Source organism: uncultured Roseibium sp., assembly GCF_947494555.1.
Taxonomy (GTDB): domain Bacteria; phylum Pseudomonadota; class Alphaproteobacteria; order Rhizobiales; family Stappiaceae; genus Roseibium.
In genome coordinates, this window is sequence record NZ_CANLVF010000010.1 from 130644 (window position 1) to 145653 (window position 15010).

Sequence of the window (15010 nt, forward strand, 5' to 3'; positions counted from 1 at the left end):
CGACTATGACGGCAAACAACGTCCATGACATTGTGGTGGTCGGTGCCGGGATCATCGGCATCAGCACAGCCTTGGCGCTGCAGGCGAACGGACGATCCGTTCTGGTGCTGGATCGGGACAATGGCCTGAAAAAAGCGTCGGAAATGAATGCCGGTGCCTTTGCCTTCACCGACATCGTGCCACTTGCAACGCCGGGCATCATGCGCAAGGCGCCCAAATGGCTTCTGGATCCCCTGGGGCCATTGTCAGTACCTCCAGCCTATGCCCTTCAGATTACGCCATGGATGCTGCGATTCTGGCGCGCGAGCCGGATGGACCGCTATCTTCAATCCCTGAATGCGCAAGCTGCTCTGATGCGTGTTTCCAGACAGGCGCTGGAGCGTTTGATCCGTGAAACATCCGCGGAACACCTCGTCCGGCGGGAGGGACAGCTTCAGCTTTATGAAGGTGAGCGGGAATATCGCGCCAGCCTGGACACCTGGGCGGTTCGAAAGAGACACGATATTCCGTTCGAAATCCTGGAAACCAGAGATGCCATAGCATCCATTCAACCCGGTCTTGACGCGCGATTTACGCATGCCGGTTATACCCCGGACTGGTTGAATACCTGCGACCCGGCTCGCTGGTTAAGGCACTTGACCGAAACGTTCCTGACCCGCGGCGGGCAACTAGAGCTGAGTGACGTAAAGCAGGTTATACCCGGAGATGAATATGTGTCACTGACCGGCCCGGGGGAAGATACGCAGGCGCGCCAGGTCATTGTCTGTGCCGGCGCGTGGTCGCATCATCTGGCGGCAACTATCGGGGATCGCTTTCCGCTGGAAACGGAGCGCGGTTACAACACGACCCTTGCTGACGGCGCATTCGATTTGAAGACTCATCTGACGTTCGGTGGACACGGGTTCGTCGTGACCCGGATAAACGACGGGATCCGGGTTGGCGGCGCCGTTGAACTCGGCGGATTGACGCTTCCAGCCAATTTCAGACGAGCCGAAATACTTCTGCAAAAGGCAAAGAGTTTCTTGCCGGGGCTGGAGACAGAACACGGGACGCAATGGATGGGTTTCCGGCCGTCGATGCCGGACAGTCTTCCTGTCATCGACCGGTCGCCGAGCTGCAAACGGGTGTTTTATGCCTTCGGACATGGCCATCTGGGCCTTACCCAGTCGGCCGGAACAGCTCAACTTATCACGGATCTTGTGCAGAGCCGTGACCCTTCAATCGACGTAACGGCCTTTTCCGCGCACCGTTTTTGAGGAGAGACGCATGAAAGTTTCAAAGATCAATGTGTTTCAGGTCGACTTGCCGCTGAAAGAGGGACGTTACAGCTGGTCGAACGGGAATTTTGTCGAGGTATTCGACAGCACGGTGGTGGAAATCGTCACCGACGAAGGCCTGAAGGGCTATGCCGAATGCTGCCCGCTCGGATCGGCCTACCTGCCGAGTTTTGCCCGCGGAGTGAGGGCAGGTCTGGAGGAACTCGCGCCCCGGCTCATCGGCCAGGATCCGCTCAACATCGGCGAGATCAACCGCACCATGGACGCTGCCTTACGCGGGCATCCCTATGCCAAGGCTCCGATAGACATCGCCTGTTGGGACCTTCTTGGAAAGGCGACGAATCAGCCGGTCTATGCCCTTCTTGGCGGATCGGCGCAGGACGATGTTGTGCTCTACCGCGCGATTAGCCAGGAAGCGCCCGATGTCATGGCGAGAAAGATCGAAGGCTATGCCGCCGAAGGCTACACAAAGTTTCAGCTGAAAGTCGGCGGCGATGCTAATGAGGACATCGCGCGCATTCGTGCAACGCGCGATGTGCTCAAGCCCTCGGACCTGCTTGTCGCGGATGCCAACACCGGTTGGACCCGCCATGAGGCGGCCCGGGTGGTTGGTGCGGTCACCGCGCTCGACGTCTATATCGAGCAGCCCTGCATGACCTACGAGGAATGTCTCTCGATCCGCAGACGAACCGGTCTCCCCTTTGTCCTTGACGAGGTCGTAGACGGCCCGAACATGCTCGTACGCAGCCTGGCGGAAGACGCGATGGATTGCATCAACCTGAAGATCTCCAAGGTCGGAGGTCTGACGCAAGCCAAACTGATGCGGGACCTGTGCGTTTCGCACGGCATTCCCATGACCATCGAGGACACCTGGGGCGGGGATATCACGACGGCCGCGATTGCGCATCTCGCCCGGTCGACGCCGGCAGAGTTCACCTTCTCTGCCACCGACTTCAACAGTTACGGCACCGTGGTGATCGCAGAAGGAGCGCCGAAGCGCGTGAACGGGCGGATGACGGCGGCGGATCGTCCCGGTCTTGGTGTCACACCGATTTTTGAAGCGCTTGGCGATCCGGTCGCCAGCTATTCCTGAGGCAAGGTCATGCGAAGCAGCAAAACAATTCATGTGATTTCCTGTCATGCGGAGGGTGAAGTCGGTGATGTGATCGTCGGCGGCGTCGCGCCGCCCCCCGGCGACACGATCTGGGACCAGCGCCGCTTTATCGCCGAAGACCAAACACTGCGCAATTTCATGCTGAACGAACCGCGGGGCGGTGTCTTCCGGCATGTCAATCTGCTTGTGCCGCCAAAACATCCGGATGCAGATGCCGCCTTCATCATCATGGAGCCGGAAGACACACCGCCCATGTCCGGGTCCAATTCCATTTGCGTTTCAACGGTTTTGCTCGACAGTGGAATTCTTCCCATAACGGAGCCGTTGACGGATCTGGTGCTGGAAGCACCGGGTGGTCTTGTCCGACTGCAGGCCGAGTGCCGCAATGGCAAGGCTGAGAAGATACGTGTCCAGAATGTTGCAAGCTTCGCCGATAAACTGGATGCAACGCTGGAAGTTGAAGGACTTGCCACCCTCACCGTCGACACAGCCTATGGCGGCGACAGTTTTGTTGTCGTTGATGCCGCGACACTCGGATTTGCCATAGAAGAAAGCGAAGCTGCCGATATCGCGCGCCTTGGCGTTCGTATTACCAACGCTGCAAATGAACAGCTTGGCTTCAGACATCCTGAAAACCCGGACTGGAACCACATTTCATTTTGCGCCTTTTGCGGTCCGCTGACGCCAACGGACACAGGTTTCACCGGCCGGTCCGCAATCGCGATCCAACCGGGCAAGGTTGACCGGTCTCCTTGCGGTACCGCCGTCTGCGCCAGGATGGCCTTGATGGCGGAACGCGGGCAGATGCAAACGGGACAGGAGTTTGAGGCGAAGTCGATCATCGGGTCGACCTTTACCGGCAAGATCCTTTCGGAAGCGATGGTTGGCGGAAAGAAGGGCATCATCCCCGAAATAAGCGGGCGTGCATGGATCACAGGCGTTCACCAGCACATGCTGGATCCGGACGATCCCTGGCCGGACGGCTACAAGCTCAGCGATACATGGGGTGCGTAGCACTAGTCCCGTCCACGAACAGGGCGACATTTCCATTTTCCGCGGGAGTGGTAAGCTCAAGCATGGGTCTGACGCGTCAAGAAGAAGCAATTGTGGGGCAGGCCATTGCCGATCGGACGTGGAAGGCTTAGGTAAAGCGTCGCATTCAGCGGGAGGCTGTCTGTCGCTTTCGCAAATACCCGAAAGGATTTTTTCCATGTCGCTTCGCATCAATGACACCGTGCCGGATTTTACCGCCGAGACCGATCAGGGCCCGATCAGCTTCCACGAGTGGATCGGTGACAGCTGGGCCATCCTGTTCAGCCACCCGAAAGACTTCACACCGGTCTGCACGACAGAGTTCGGCGTCGTCGGCCAACTTAAGAATGAGTGGGAAAAGCGCGGGACCAAGGTTATCGGTGTGTCCGTCGACAATGCTGAAGATCACCGGAAATGGAAAGTCGACATCGAGAAAGTCTCCGGTGCGACCCCTGGGTTCCCGATCATCGCCGATGAAGGTCTGAAGGTTTCGAAGCTCTTCGACATGCTTCCCGCAGAAGCCTATATGCCGGACGGCCGCACACCGGCGCACAGCGCAACCGTCCGTTCGGTTTTCATTATCGGTCCGGACAAGCAGCTGAAACTCTCCATGACCTATCCTATGACCGTTGGCCGTAACTTCGCCGAAGTTGTCCGCGCGCTCGATGCGTTGCAGACGTCGGCCAAGGGTGTTGCCACTCCGGCCAACTGGAATGTCGGTGAAGACGTCATCATTCCGCCGAGCGTGAATGACGAAGATGCGCGCGCCAAGTTCGGTGAATTCGACGCTGTGCTGCCGTACCTGCGCAAGATCAAGGCTCCTGCCTGATTGAAGCGTACGACGTGATGTGATGGGTTGGGTGCCAGTGACGCTTGTAAAGGTTGTTTGCCGTAGTTCGGTCGACGTGACCTCGAGCTGAAACCTGCCCATCACATGTCATTGCCAGACTAGATCTGGCATTCCGTTATGCGGGTGTCGGCGCTAGTAAGTTCCGGCAGCTGGAACGGCATCACAGCCATCGTAAGGCTTATGGCCGGCCAGTTATCCCGACATAGCGTTTGTGGCGCTATCTCAAGTCAGTTGACTTGTCATTCCGGCTGAAGCGTATTGGAAGGCCGGAATCCAGTAAACACTTGTTCTACCGTCTTGTTTCAACCCGGACCACATGGGGTGCTGGGTCCCGGTCTTGCCGCTTTCGCGTCAAACCGGGATGACAAATCCGGAGAGTTCCGTGTCTCAACATGGCGACGTGCGGACGTGTCAGGTGCCTCAACCCAGCGGGGAACAGATCTGCAGCAGGGCGGCCAGATGATCGGATGCGGCAAGGCCGACGCAACAGGCGTGAACGGTCAGCAGGAAATTGGTAAGTACCGGCTCCCAAGCCAATCCGAAGCCGGGATGCCGATTTACCGTTTGGACTTGTCATTCCGGCTGAAGCGTATTGGAAGGCCGGAATCCAGTAAACACTTGTTCTAACGTCTTGTTTCAATCCGGACCACATGGGGTGCTGGGGCCCGGTCTTGCCGCTTTCGCGTCAAACCGGGACGACAAATCCGGAGAGTTCCGTGTCTTAGGATGGCGACGTGCGGACGTGTGAGGTGCCTCAACCCAGCGGGGAACAGATCTGCAGCAGGGCGGCCAGATGATCGGGTGTGGCAAGGCCGACGCAACAGGCGTGAACGGTCAGCAGGAAATTGGTAAGTACCGGCTCTCAAGCCAATCCGAAGCCGGGATGCTGATTTGCCGTTTGGACTTGCCATTCCGGCTGAAGCGCATTGGAAGGCCGAAATCCAGTAAACACTTGTTCTAACGTCTTGTTTCAATCCGGACCACATGGGGTGCCGGGTCCCGGTATTGCCGCTTTCGCGTCAAACCGGGATGACAAATCCGGAGAGTTCCGTGTCTCAACATGGCGACGTGCAGACGTGTCAGGTGTCTCAACCCAGCGGGGAACAGATCTGCAGCAGGGCGGCCAGATGATCGGGCGTGGCAAGGCCGATGCAGCACGCATGAACAGTCAACAGGAATACGGTCAGCACCGATCCTGTTGCGAGAGCGAGCAGGAGTGAGGGGTCCTGCCGAATCTCCCGGGCGGCTGCCGTGATCGTTCCGGATGTTTGTGTTCTTGTCATACGTTTCTCCCCTTTGATGCGAGGCGTCCGGATAAGTTTCCACCCGGACGCGCGAAGTTTCAAGCCGCCGGTTCTTCGGCCGTTGGATCAGCCTTTTTCCCGCCGAACAGGCCGCCCAACCAGCCTTTCTTTTGTTCCGGCGCTTCAGCTCCATCTTCGGCGGCAGTCTCCTCAGGTGTGGTCGGAGCGACCTGTTCGGCGAAGGCCGTGAAGAATTCGCCCGCAAGCCGTTTGGCGGTGGAATCGATCAGCCGTGCACCCAGCTGCGCAAGCTTGCCGCCGACTTTCGCATCGACGTCATAGTGCAGGATCGTCGCATCCGGTCCGTCTTCTTCCAGCCGGACCTTGGCACCACCACGCGCGAAACCCGCAACACCGCCGGACCCTTCGCCTTCGATCGTGTAGCCGTTGGGTGGGTCAAGGTCGTTCAGCGTCACCTTGCCGCCGAATGTCGCCTTCACGGGACCAACCTTGAGCTTGACCTTCGCTTCCATCTCCGTGTCGGAATGCTTGATCAGTTCCTCGCAGCCGGGGATCGATGCTTTCAGCACGTCAGGATCGTTCAGGGCCTCCCAGACCTTCTGTCTCGGCGCTTCGATCCGCTGGCTGTCGTTCATTTGCATGTGGGGTACTCCGATTTAAATGTCAGATGTATTGGATGTTGGTCTGTCGCTGGCCCCTGCGCCGGATCACGAGCAGTTCGGCGAGAATGGAAAGGGCGATTTCCTCGGGCGTGATGGCACCGAGATCGAGCCCGGCAGGTCCTTCGATGCGTTCGAGTTCCGGTTCGCTGATACCTTTTTCCCGCAGCTTTCCCTTAAGAGCCTCGATTTTGCGGCGGCTGCCGACAAAGCCGACATGGCGGACGGGCACAGAGACTGCGCCTTCGAGCGCCACCAGGTCGCCGCGCCCCTGGGTGGAGACGATGACATAGGTGTCCGCATTTCCGACCACACCCGGCTCAAGGGTTTCGATCCGGCGGTTGGCTCCGGCAAAGGCGTCATGGTCCTCTGCCGGCGCGCAGATTGTGACGTCGAAGCCGATTGTCGGTGCCTGCTTGGAAAGCGCGAAGGCGACCGGGCTCGCGCCGCAGATGACGAGGTTCGGGCGCGGCAGGACCGGTTCCACGAAGATATCCATCGTTCCCTGGCTCGGGCACATGTTTTTCGCAAACTGGACGCCCTCACGCTTCTCACCGGCCTCGACACCAAGGTCGGTCAAGAGGTCTTCCGGCTGGATTGAGATCAGACGTGTTTCACCGTCTTCCAGCGACGCTTTGGCCGCCTTGACGACGGCGGCCCGTGCGCACCCGCCGCCGATCCAGCCACCTGCGATGCTACCGTCTCTGGCGATGACAGCCTTTGCACCTGCTTTTGCGGCCGTGACCGATATTGTTCTGACAACGGTCGCCAGGACGAAAGGTTCGCTGGCATCCTGCAGGCGGCTCATCAGCGGCTGGAGATCGCTTGTCAATTCGGGAGCTGCATCCGAGTGTAGGCCGGGGATGGATGTGTGTTTCATGTCTTCATCTCCCATGGGATTACAACTTCGCCAGATAAGGCTCGAGCGCCGCGAGACTGTCGAGATTGTGCGCTGGCGCGAACAGGTCGACATGGGGCAGGGCGGCCTGCATGCCGCCGGCCGTCGGTTCATAGCCCTGCCAGCCGATCAGCGGATTGAGCCAGACGATGCGCTTGCAGCGCCGTCTGAGCTTGGCCATTTCATCACCGAGGGCGTCCGGCGCGCCCGTGTCATAGCCGTCGGACAGGATCAGGACGCAGGTGCGTGAATGGATTACCCTTGCCGCGTGCCAGCGATTGAACTCGGCGAGTGCCTCGCCGATTTTGGTGCCGCCGCCGACGCCCTGGGCCATCAACCCCATGCGGTCGAGCGCCCGTGCCGCGTCGCGCTCCGACAGCGCGGACGAGACATGCACCAGGCGTGTATGGAACAGGAAGGCTTCGGCTTCGCGAAAACTGTCCAGCATGCCATGCACGAAGCGGGTGAAGACAGCGGTGTAATTGTTCATCGAGCCCGACGCGTCCAGCAGGATCACCAGCCGCAATTGCCTTTGGCGCGGCCCCTTTCGGATCAGCTCGATCGGCGTTCCGCCATGTGCAATCGAGTGCCGTATCGTCTTGCGAAGATCGAGGCGGGGTCCCTTGCGCTTCTGCTTGTCCCGGCGCGTCAGACGCACCCGCATGGACCGGGCGAGACGCTCGGCCAGTTCATGCGCTTTCGCTATCGCTTCCGGATCCTGCATCTTGCGGAAGTCGACCTGGCCGAGATTGTCCGCAATGCTTGCCCCTTCCCGCCGCCCGGACGGGCTGTCGTCGGTGTCTTCGTCTTCCTCGCCTGGTTGCCGTTCAACGTCACCGGCAATCGTGTCCTGGCGCGCGCCTTGCGCGTCCATCAGTTCCCGGATTGTCTTCAGGCTCTTTTTCGAGCTGGTGCCAGACACCTTGACCCCGGACTTGACGCCTTTTCCGGCCCAGTAGGCATCGAAAAGCTCATCGAACACTTTCCAGTCCGACAACCGGCCGCAAAAGAGGGACCGGAAAGCACGTTTGAGGGTGTGGGACTTGCGCACCGCCGGTGTCTGAAGAAGCCGAAGGGCATCCTGTGTTTCGGCGAGGCCGACCTTGAAGCCGCTGTCCCTGAGCGAACGGACGAATCCGGCAAGGCGCAGCCGGAGGGCGGCACCGATGTCTTCGCTCGTCAATGTCGCGGCGGCAGCCATCGCTTCACGCCACCTTGCCCAGCAGACGGTCTGTGACTTCCTGCGTGACGCGCGACTGGTCTTCGCGGGTCTTCAGGACACAGGCGAGTGTGTCGAAAACGAGTTCCCGGCTTTCGTGGAGGTTCTTCGTGCCCAATCCGAGCAGCGCGGCAGCCCAGTCGATTGTTTCGGCGACACCCGGTACTTTCGTCAGGTCTTCCTTGCGCAACTTGCCCATCAACTCGGCGATCTGGAGGGCGAGTGCCGCGTCGAGGCCGTCAATGCGTGCCAGCAGGATGCGCGCCTCGCGATCTGGGGTCGGATAGTCGACATAATGGTATAGACAGCGCCGGCGCAGCGCGTCGGAGAGCTCGCGTGTGCCATTCGATGTCAGGACGACGCGCGGAATACTGGTCGCCTCAACGGTGCCAAGCTCCGGGATGGAGACCTGGTAGTCCGACAGGATCTCCAACAGAAACGCCTCGAATTCCTCGTCAGCCCGGTCGACCTCGTCGATCAGGAGAACCGGCGGTTTTTCCTGGCGGATGGCGGCAAGGAGCGGGCGTTCCAGCAGGTACTTTTCCGAAAAGACGGCCTCTTCCACTTGCTCTGCCGCCGCTCCGGTTCCTTCGCGCGCCTTGATGGCGAGAAGCTGCCGTTGATAGTTCCACTCGTAGATCGCGTCCGAGCGATCGAGACCTTCATAGCATTGCAGACGGATGAGATCGGTGTCTTCCAGTTTGGCGAGTGCCTTGGCGACTTCCGTCTTGCCGACGCCCGCTTCCCCTTCCAGAAGGAGCGGCCGGTTCAGCATCTCCGTCAGCAACAGCGCCGTTGCCAGCCCGTCATCTGCGACATAGCCGGTTTCCGAAAGCGCCTTCGCCAATTGTTCCCTGGTCTTGGTCATCCGTTTTGTCTTGGTCACCTGAATTATTTGTCTTGGTCATTGCCAGGCCTGATCCGGCAATCCGGGCCGTTCCCGTGCAACGCGCCGATGGCCTTTGCAGCAGGACGTCAACGGCATGGATTCCATCGTCAAGCCCTGGACTGATGGAAGTAGAGCATCGCGGGACAGGCGTGGTGAGGGGGTGCCGTCCCGCGATGACCTGTTCGTTCAGCCGTGTGCGCCGAGATCCTTGGCTGCCTGCCAGACACGCCATGAATCGTGAGGCATCTGGATGTGGGTGCTGCCGAGGAACTGGAAGGCATCATTGACCGCGTTCGAGAATGCCGGAACACCGCCGACATTCGGGCTTTCGCCGACACCCTTCGCACCGATCGGGTGATGCGGGCTCGGTGTCACCGTGTGGTCGGTCTCCCAGTGCGGGGTCTCAACAGCGGTCGGGATGAAGAAATCCATGAACGAAGCGCCGAGCACGTTGCCCATCTCGTCGTAGCGGATTTCCTGACCCATCGCGATCGCGAAGGCTTCTGTTAGCCCGCCATGGACCTGGCCCTCGATGATCATCGGATTGATGCGGGTGCCGCAGTCGTCCAGGGCGTAGAAGCGCCGTGTCGACGCAACGCCGGTATCGACATCGATATCCATGACACAGAAATAGGCACCGAACGGGTAGGTCATGTTGGGCGGGTCATAGTAGCTGACTGCTTCCAGGCCCGGCTCCATGTTCGGTGGCGGCGCATGATAGGCCGCCCATGCGATTTCCTTCATCGACTTGCGCGCTTCCGGATTGCCTTTGACCTGGAACCCGTCGATGTCCCACTCAAGGTCATATTCGGAGACTTCCAGCATATGCGCTGCGATCATCTGGGCCTTGTTGCGGATCTTGCGGGCGGCAAGCGCAATGGCGGCACCGGCGACGGGTGTCGACCGTGAGCCGTAGGTTCCAAGGCCATAGGGCGCCGTATCGGTATTGCCTTCCTCGACCATGATGTCCGCGGCCGGAATTCCGATTTCCGTCGCGATGATCTGGGCCCAGGTGGTTTCGTGGCCCTGGCCCTGGGACTTCGTGCCCATGCGTGAGATCACCGATCCCGTCGGGTGCACGCGGATCTCCGCGCTGTCGAACATGGCGACACCGAGAATATCGCAGTTTTTCGACGGGCCCGCACCGACGATCTCGGTGAAGAACGACACGCCGATGCCCATGATCTCGCGGGTTTCGCCGCGCTTGAAGGCTTCCTGCTTGGCCTTTTGTTCGGCGCGCAGCTCTCGATAGCCGATGGTGTCCATCGCCTTCTGCATGGCGGTGTGATAGTCGCCGCTGTCGTATTCCCAGCCGAGCGCCGACTGATACGGGAACTGATCCGCCTTGACGAAGTTCTTCATGCGCAGGTCGGCCGGATCCATGTCCAGTTTCTGCGCCAGAATATCCATCGCCCGCTCGATGCAGTAAGCGGCTTCCGTCACGCGGAAAGAGCAGCGGTAGGCAACCCCGCCCGGAGCCTTGTTGGTGTACACACCGTCCACCGACAGGTGCGCTGCCGGGAAGTCATAGGACCCGGTGACGATGTTGAAGAAGCCTGCCGGCCATTTGGATGGGTCGGCACAGGCATCGAAGCCGCCGTGGTCGGCGAGGACGTGCACTTTCAGACCGGTCACGGTGCCATCGCTCTTGGCGGCGATTTCCGTGGTCATGTGGTAGTCGCGGGCAAAGGACGTGGTGGAGAGGTTCTCCATCCGGTCTTCGACCCATTTCACCGGGACGCCCGTGACGATGGAGGCGACGATCGAGCAGATATAGCCCGGATAGGCGCCCACCTTGTTGCCGAAACCACCGCCGATATCGGGCGCGATCACGTGAATCTTGTGCTCCGGTATCGTCGACAGAAGCGAGGCGACCGTGCGGATCACGTGCGGGGCCTGGAACGTGCCCCAGACGGTCAGTTCACCCTTCACCTTGTCCATGGACGCGACGCACTGGCAGGTTTCCAGCGGCGACGGGTGCGTGCGGTGATAGGAAATCATCTCGTTGATGGTCACGTCCGCCTCGGCGAATGCCTTTGCGGTTTCGTCCTCGTCGCCGACTTCCCAGTTAAAGATATGATTGTGGTGTTTGCGCGGACCGTGTGCGCCTTCCGTCTTGCCTTCAAGGTCGGGACGCAGAACAGGAGCATCCGGATCCATGGACTTGAACGGATCGACCAGAACCGGCAGCTCCTCGTATTCCACTTCCACCAGCTGGATGGCGTCATCCGCGATGTAGCGGTCTTCCGCAACGACGAAGGCGACTTCCTGGTTCTGGTAGAGAACCTTGCCGTCGGCCAGGACCATTTGAACGTCGCCCGCCAGGGTCGGCATCCAGGCAAGATTGACGCCCTTGAGATCCTCGGCGGTCAGAACCGCAATCACACCCGGGATTTTCAGGGCCTCGGTGGCATCGATTTTGGTGATTTTGGCGTGCGGGTAGGGGGAGCGGACGAAATCACCGAACACCATGCCCGGCAGTTTCAGATCGTCCACATACTGGCCCTTGCCCTGCGTGAAGCGGACATCTTCCACGCGCTTGCGCTTGCAGCCCATGCCTTCCAGGGCGGCTTCGCGCTGTTCCCGTGTCGGGGTCATGTCATTCATTCTGCAGCCTCCTGGGTTTCAGGCTGATTGAGCTGATCAGCGGCATACTGGATGGCCTTGACGATGTTCTGGTAGCCGGTGCAGCGGCACAAGTTCCCGGCAATTCCCATACGGATTTCTTCTTCCGTCGGATTCGGGTTTTCCTTCAAAAGCGTGTGCGCGCGCGTGATCATGCCGGGCGTGCAGAAGCCGCATTGCAGACCGTGCATCTGGCGGAAGCCTTCCTGAAGGGCCGACAACGTGCCGTCCGGATTGGCCATTCCTTCGATTGTTGTCAGCTCCGCACCGTTCGCCTGGGCGGCAAACAGGGTGCAGGATTTCACCGACATGCCGTTCATTTCGACGGTGCAGGCACCGCAATGCGAGGTCTCGCAGCCGATATGCGGGCCGGTCAGATTCAGTTCTTCGCGCAAGAAGTGGATCAGCAGGGTGCGCGCTTCCACAAATCGCTGCACCTTCTTTCCGTTGACGGTCACCGTGACCGGGATCTGTTCAATGTCACTCATGAATTTCTTCCTCGATCAGGGTCTCAGGCGCTTGCGCGTTCCGCGGCGCGGGCAAGGGCACGCTGCATCATGATGCCGGCCATCTTGGTGCGGTATTCCGCCGGGCCGCGCCCGTCCGATGCGGGATCGGTGATGGCTTCGGCAGCAGCGACAGCGCTCGCGATCGTCGACGCGTCCAGAGTTGAGCCAGTCAGGATGTCGCTTGCATCCGCGGCATGGAGCGGCGTGTCGGCAACATTCGTAAGGGCGATCGAACAGCTCGCGACGGTGCCGCCGGTCATTGTCAGCACGACCGCTGCTGCGGCAGTGGCATAATCGCCTACCTTGCGCTTGAGCTTTTCATAGGCGTAGCCGTGTCCTGCCGGAGGAGCCGGAATTTTGACGGCTGTCAGGATTTCTTCCGGCGCCAGCGCCGTGAAGTAGGCGGCCTCGTAGAAATCGCGCGCGGCAACTTCGCGGTCCCCATCCGGTCCGGTCAGGACGTAAGTGGCTCCAAGGCACTGCATCAGGCCCGGCATGTCGTTGCCCGGATCCCCGTTGGCGACGTTTCCGCCGAGCGTTCCCATGTAACGGATTTGCGGATCTGCGATCAGAAGGGACGTTTCCCTGATGATCGGAAGCTTGTCGGCCAGAAGATCCGATCCGATCAGCTCATGCTGAGTGGTCATGCACCCGATGGTGATCGTTCCGCCGTCCTCGCTGATGCCTTTCAAGTCGGCTATACCGCCGAGATCAACAAGGTGTTCCGGGGCCGCCATGCGCAGTTTCATCATGGGGATCAGGCTGTGGCCGCCCGACAAGGGCCTGGCTTCGTCGCCGTGGCTTGCCAGGATGGCAATGGCTTCGGCCACCGATGATGGCCTGTGATAGGTGAATTCACCGGGGATCACGTTTTCTCTCCTCCCATTCGCCGTCCCGGATGTCTCCGGAACAGGGCGCCGTTCGCTGCCTGTCGGGTCCAGTGTCAGTCGAACGGCAAAACCACAGACCGCCACGCGCAGGTGGCAGAATGTCACATGCCACTAGGGTGATAAGGGGTGCGCTGCACACTCAAGACAGCATTCACCGAAGACCGCGCGCAATACATCGAAGGCGGTTGCCATACGCACGAAATGCGTCAGAATGGCTGACGTATTTCACGAGTTGCACGCGCCTCGAAATGAAGCGATTTAGGGAAAGCCCACGATAAATCGTCACTAAGTTTTTGTTGCCGCGATTAGGTCCGTATTGGCTTTGAAAGAGACGTATTTCGTGAAAATTGCACGAATGGCGGCAAAAAATCGATATTGTTGCGCTGCAAACATCGGGTTCAACAGGATTGAACCTATTTGGGCTACTGAGCGGGGGCGGCCTGATCCTGCTGGTCCGAGTTGTCTGAAAGGGCTGTCAGTTTCTCTCGGATACGGCTCCATCTGGAGCGGCTGACCGGAACCGTTTGCGCATCGCTGCCTTCCAGTATAAGCACGCCCCCGTCACCGGAGCGTTTGAAACTGGAAACCCGGGAAAGGTTCACGATGTGGCTTCGGTGGACTCGCTTGAAAATCTTGGGATCAAGTTGCTGTTCGGCTTCGCTGATCGAAAGCGGGCAGAAATGCTCCCGCTCGCCATCATAGAGCTTGGTGTAGTGAGCATCGGCATGAATGGCGGAAATCTCTGAAACGCTGATCTGCGTTTTTTGCCCGTCGCGTTCGATCGGCAGCGTGCGCCTGGAAGCGGGGGCCGACACTCTTGGCCTGGGCGTGACCGCCTGCAGGCCGGCAGCAGGCCTGCGTGCCGGATCTTCTGCCGCTTGCACGTGATCGGTGTCTTCAATCCCGGCAACATTGACCGTATCCGAGACCGGCTGGTCCTCTACGGTGCCCGCCTGTATGGGCGCAACCGTTTCACTTGGGACGAGCGCCAGAAGGAAAAGGCCGGATACAAGGAAAGCAACGCAGGACACAAAGATGGCCAGGGTGCCTGGACCGAGTGAGGGTGCAGACAAGGTGTCGGCATTTTGGGTCAGCTCATAGGTCATTCCGGTCATGGCTGTATAGTGCATGGCTGCAATGGCCAGAGCCATAACCGCTGCCGACACTACCAGCGGCGGCCGTTTGCCCAGCCCGAACAAGAGCCAGAGCGATAGTCCGGCCGCGTTGAAGGCGATCAGGAAACTTGCCAGAACATAGGTTGGATTGTGAGCCATCTGCAGTGATGTGTGCAGGGAATACATGCCGAGGTAATGCATGGTGCAAATGCCCGCACCCATGACAAACGCGGCCAATCCAAGCCGGATGGACGTCAGACGGCGGTTGCTGGCGGTGAAAACGGCGACCCCGACAACCAGAACGCAAACAAGGAATGATAACAGTGTCGGCAGGACAAGGAAGTCCACTCCGAGCGGAAACTTTACTGCAAGCATCCCCACGAAGTGCATCGACCAGATGGCAAGTGCGAGCGTCAAAGCTGCTCCCACAAGAAGCAGACGGCGTCTTGGGTCAACCGCGTTTCTGACCTGCACCGCCAAGCTTAAGCCAACAAAGCTTCCCTGAAAGGCCATCACCAGGGAAAGCGCAACGAGCCAGGGCTCGTGCGTCACTGTCATGCCGAGGCTCTCCTCCCTCGTTGCCCGCTCCTGCCTCCGGACCGGGTCTCAACACTGCATGATAGGGTAAAGGGAGAAAGCCAGCAATCATGACCTTCGTCAGACCGGCA

General features: G+C 59.7%; 13 protein-coding genes. 4 read left to right on the forward strand and 9 right to left on the reverse strand.

Annotation, left to right across the window (positions count from 1 at the left end; all coding sequences use genetic code 11):
* The first annotated feature begins 5 nt into the window (after nucleotides 1–5).
* The 4 genes from Q0915_RS31270 (at nucleotide 6) to Q0915_RS31285 (ending at nucleotide 4252) form a co-directional block, all read left to right on the forward strand.
* Nucleotides 6–1256: an FAD-dependent oxidoreductase gene (locus Q0915_RS31270; RefSeq protein ID WP_299484264.1), complete on the forward strand. Its 1251-nt coding sequence runs from the start codon at nucleotides 6–8 to the stop codon at nucleotides 1254–1256.
* 10 nt (nucleotides 1257–1266) lie between these two features.
* A complete protein-coding gene (locus tag Q0915_RS31275) occupies nucleotides 1267–2370 on the forward strand; it encodes a cis-3-hydroxy-L-proline dehydratase (protein ID WP_299484265.1) in 1104 nt (367 codons plus the stop codon).
* Nucleotides 2371–2379: 9 nt separating this feature from the next.
* Nucleotides 2380–3405: a proline racemase family protein gene (locus Q0915_RS31280; protein ID WP_299484266.1), complete on the forward strand. Its 1026-nt coding sequence runs from the start codon at nucleotides 2380–2382 to the stop codon at nucleotides 3403–3405.
* A gap of 196 nt (nucleotides 3406–3601) precedes the next feature.
* Nucleotides 3602–4252 carry a peroxiredoxin gene (locus tag Q0915_RS31285; protein WP_299484267.1) on the forward strand — a complete coding sequence of 217 codons (651 nt, stop codon included), beginning with the start codon at nucleotides 3602–3604 and terminating at the stop codon, nucleotides 4250–4252.
* 1109 nt (nucleotides 4253–5361) lie between these two features.
* On the opposite strand, the gene Q0915_RS31290 is transcribed toward Q0915_RS31285, so the two are convergent.
* The 9 genes from Q0915_RS31290 to Q0915_RS31330 all read right to left on the reverse strand — a co-directional run bounded on the left by Q0915_RS31290 (nucleotide 5362) and on the right by Q0915_RS31330 (nucleotide 14900).
* On the reverse strand, nucleotides 5362–5556 hold the full coding sequence (locus Q0915_RS31290; RefSeq protein WP_299484268.1) for a hypothetical protein: 195 nt from the start codon (nucleotides 5554–5556) through the stop codon (nucleotides 5362–5364).
* 59 nt (nucleotides 5557–5615) lie between these two features.
* On the reverse strand, nucleotides 5616–6179 hold the full coding sequence (locus Q0915_RS31295; RefSeq protein ID WP_299484269.1) for a carbon monoxide dehydrogenase subunit G: 564 nt from the start codon (nucleotides 6177–6179) through the stop codon (nucleotides 5616–5618).
* A gap of 22 nt (nucleotides 6180–6201) precedes the next feature.
* Nucleotides 6202–7077, reverse strand: coding sequence for an XdhC/CoxI family protein (locus Q0915_RS31300; protein ID WP_299484270.1), 876 nt, complete (start codon nucleotides 7075–7077; stop codon nucleotides 6202–6204).
* Between the two features lie 19 nt (nucleotides 7078–7096).
* Nucleotides 7097–8296, reverse strand: coding sequence for a VWA domain-containing protein (locus Q0915_RS31305; RefSeq protein ID WP_299484271.1), 1200 nt, complete (start codon nucleotides 8294–8296; stop codon nucleotides 7097–7099).
* Nucleotides 8297–8300: 4 nt separating this feature from the next.
* Nucleotides 8301–9182, reverse strand: coding sequence for a MoxR family ATPase (locus Q0915_RS31310; protein WP_299484272.1), 882 nt, complete (start codon nucleotides 9180–9182; stop codon nucleotides 8301–8303).
* Nucleotides 9183–9389: 207 nt separating this feature from the next.
* Nucleotides 9390–11810, reverse strand: a complete 2421-nt coding sequence (locus tag Q0915_RS31315) for an aerobic carbon-monoxide dehydrogenase large subunit (RefSeq protein ID WP_299484273.1) — start codon at nucleotides 11808–11810, stop codon at nucleotides 9390–9392.
* The gene (locus tag Q0915_RS31320; protein WP_299484288.1) at nucleotides 11807–12307 is read right to left on the reverse strand and encodes a (2Fe-2S)-binding protein; all 501 of its coding nucleotides are present in this window, start codon (nucleotides 12305–12307) and stop codon (nucleotides 11807–11809) included. Before Q0915_RS31320 ends, Q0915_RS31315 begins: the two co-directional genes overlap by 4 nt.
* 32 nt (nucleotides 12308–12339) lie before the next feature.
* Entirely contained in the window at nucleotides 12340–13206 is an 867-nt protein-coding gene (locus tag Q0915_RS31325; protein ID WP_299484274.1) for a xanthine dehydrogenase family protein subunit M, read from the reverse strand.
* A 443-nt stretch (nucleotides 13207–13649) separates the two neighbouring features.
* On the reverse strand, nucleotides 13650–14900 hold the full coding sequence (locus Q0915_RS31330; protein ID WP_299484275.1) for an MHYT domain-containing protein: 1251 nt from the start codon (nucleotides 14898–14900) through the stop codon (nucleotides 13650–13652).
* Between the last annotated feature and the right edge of the window lie 110 nt (nucleotides 14901–15010).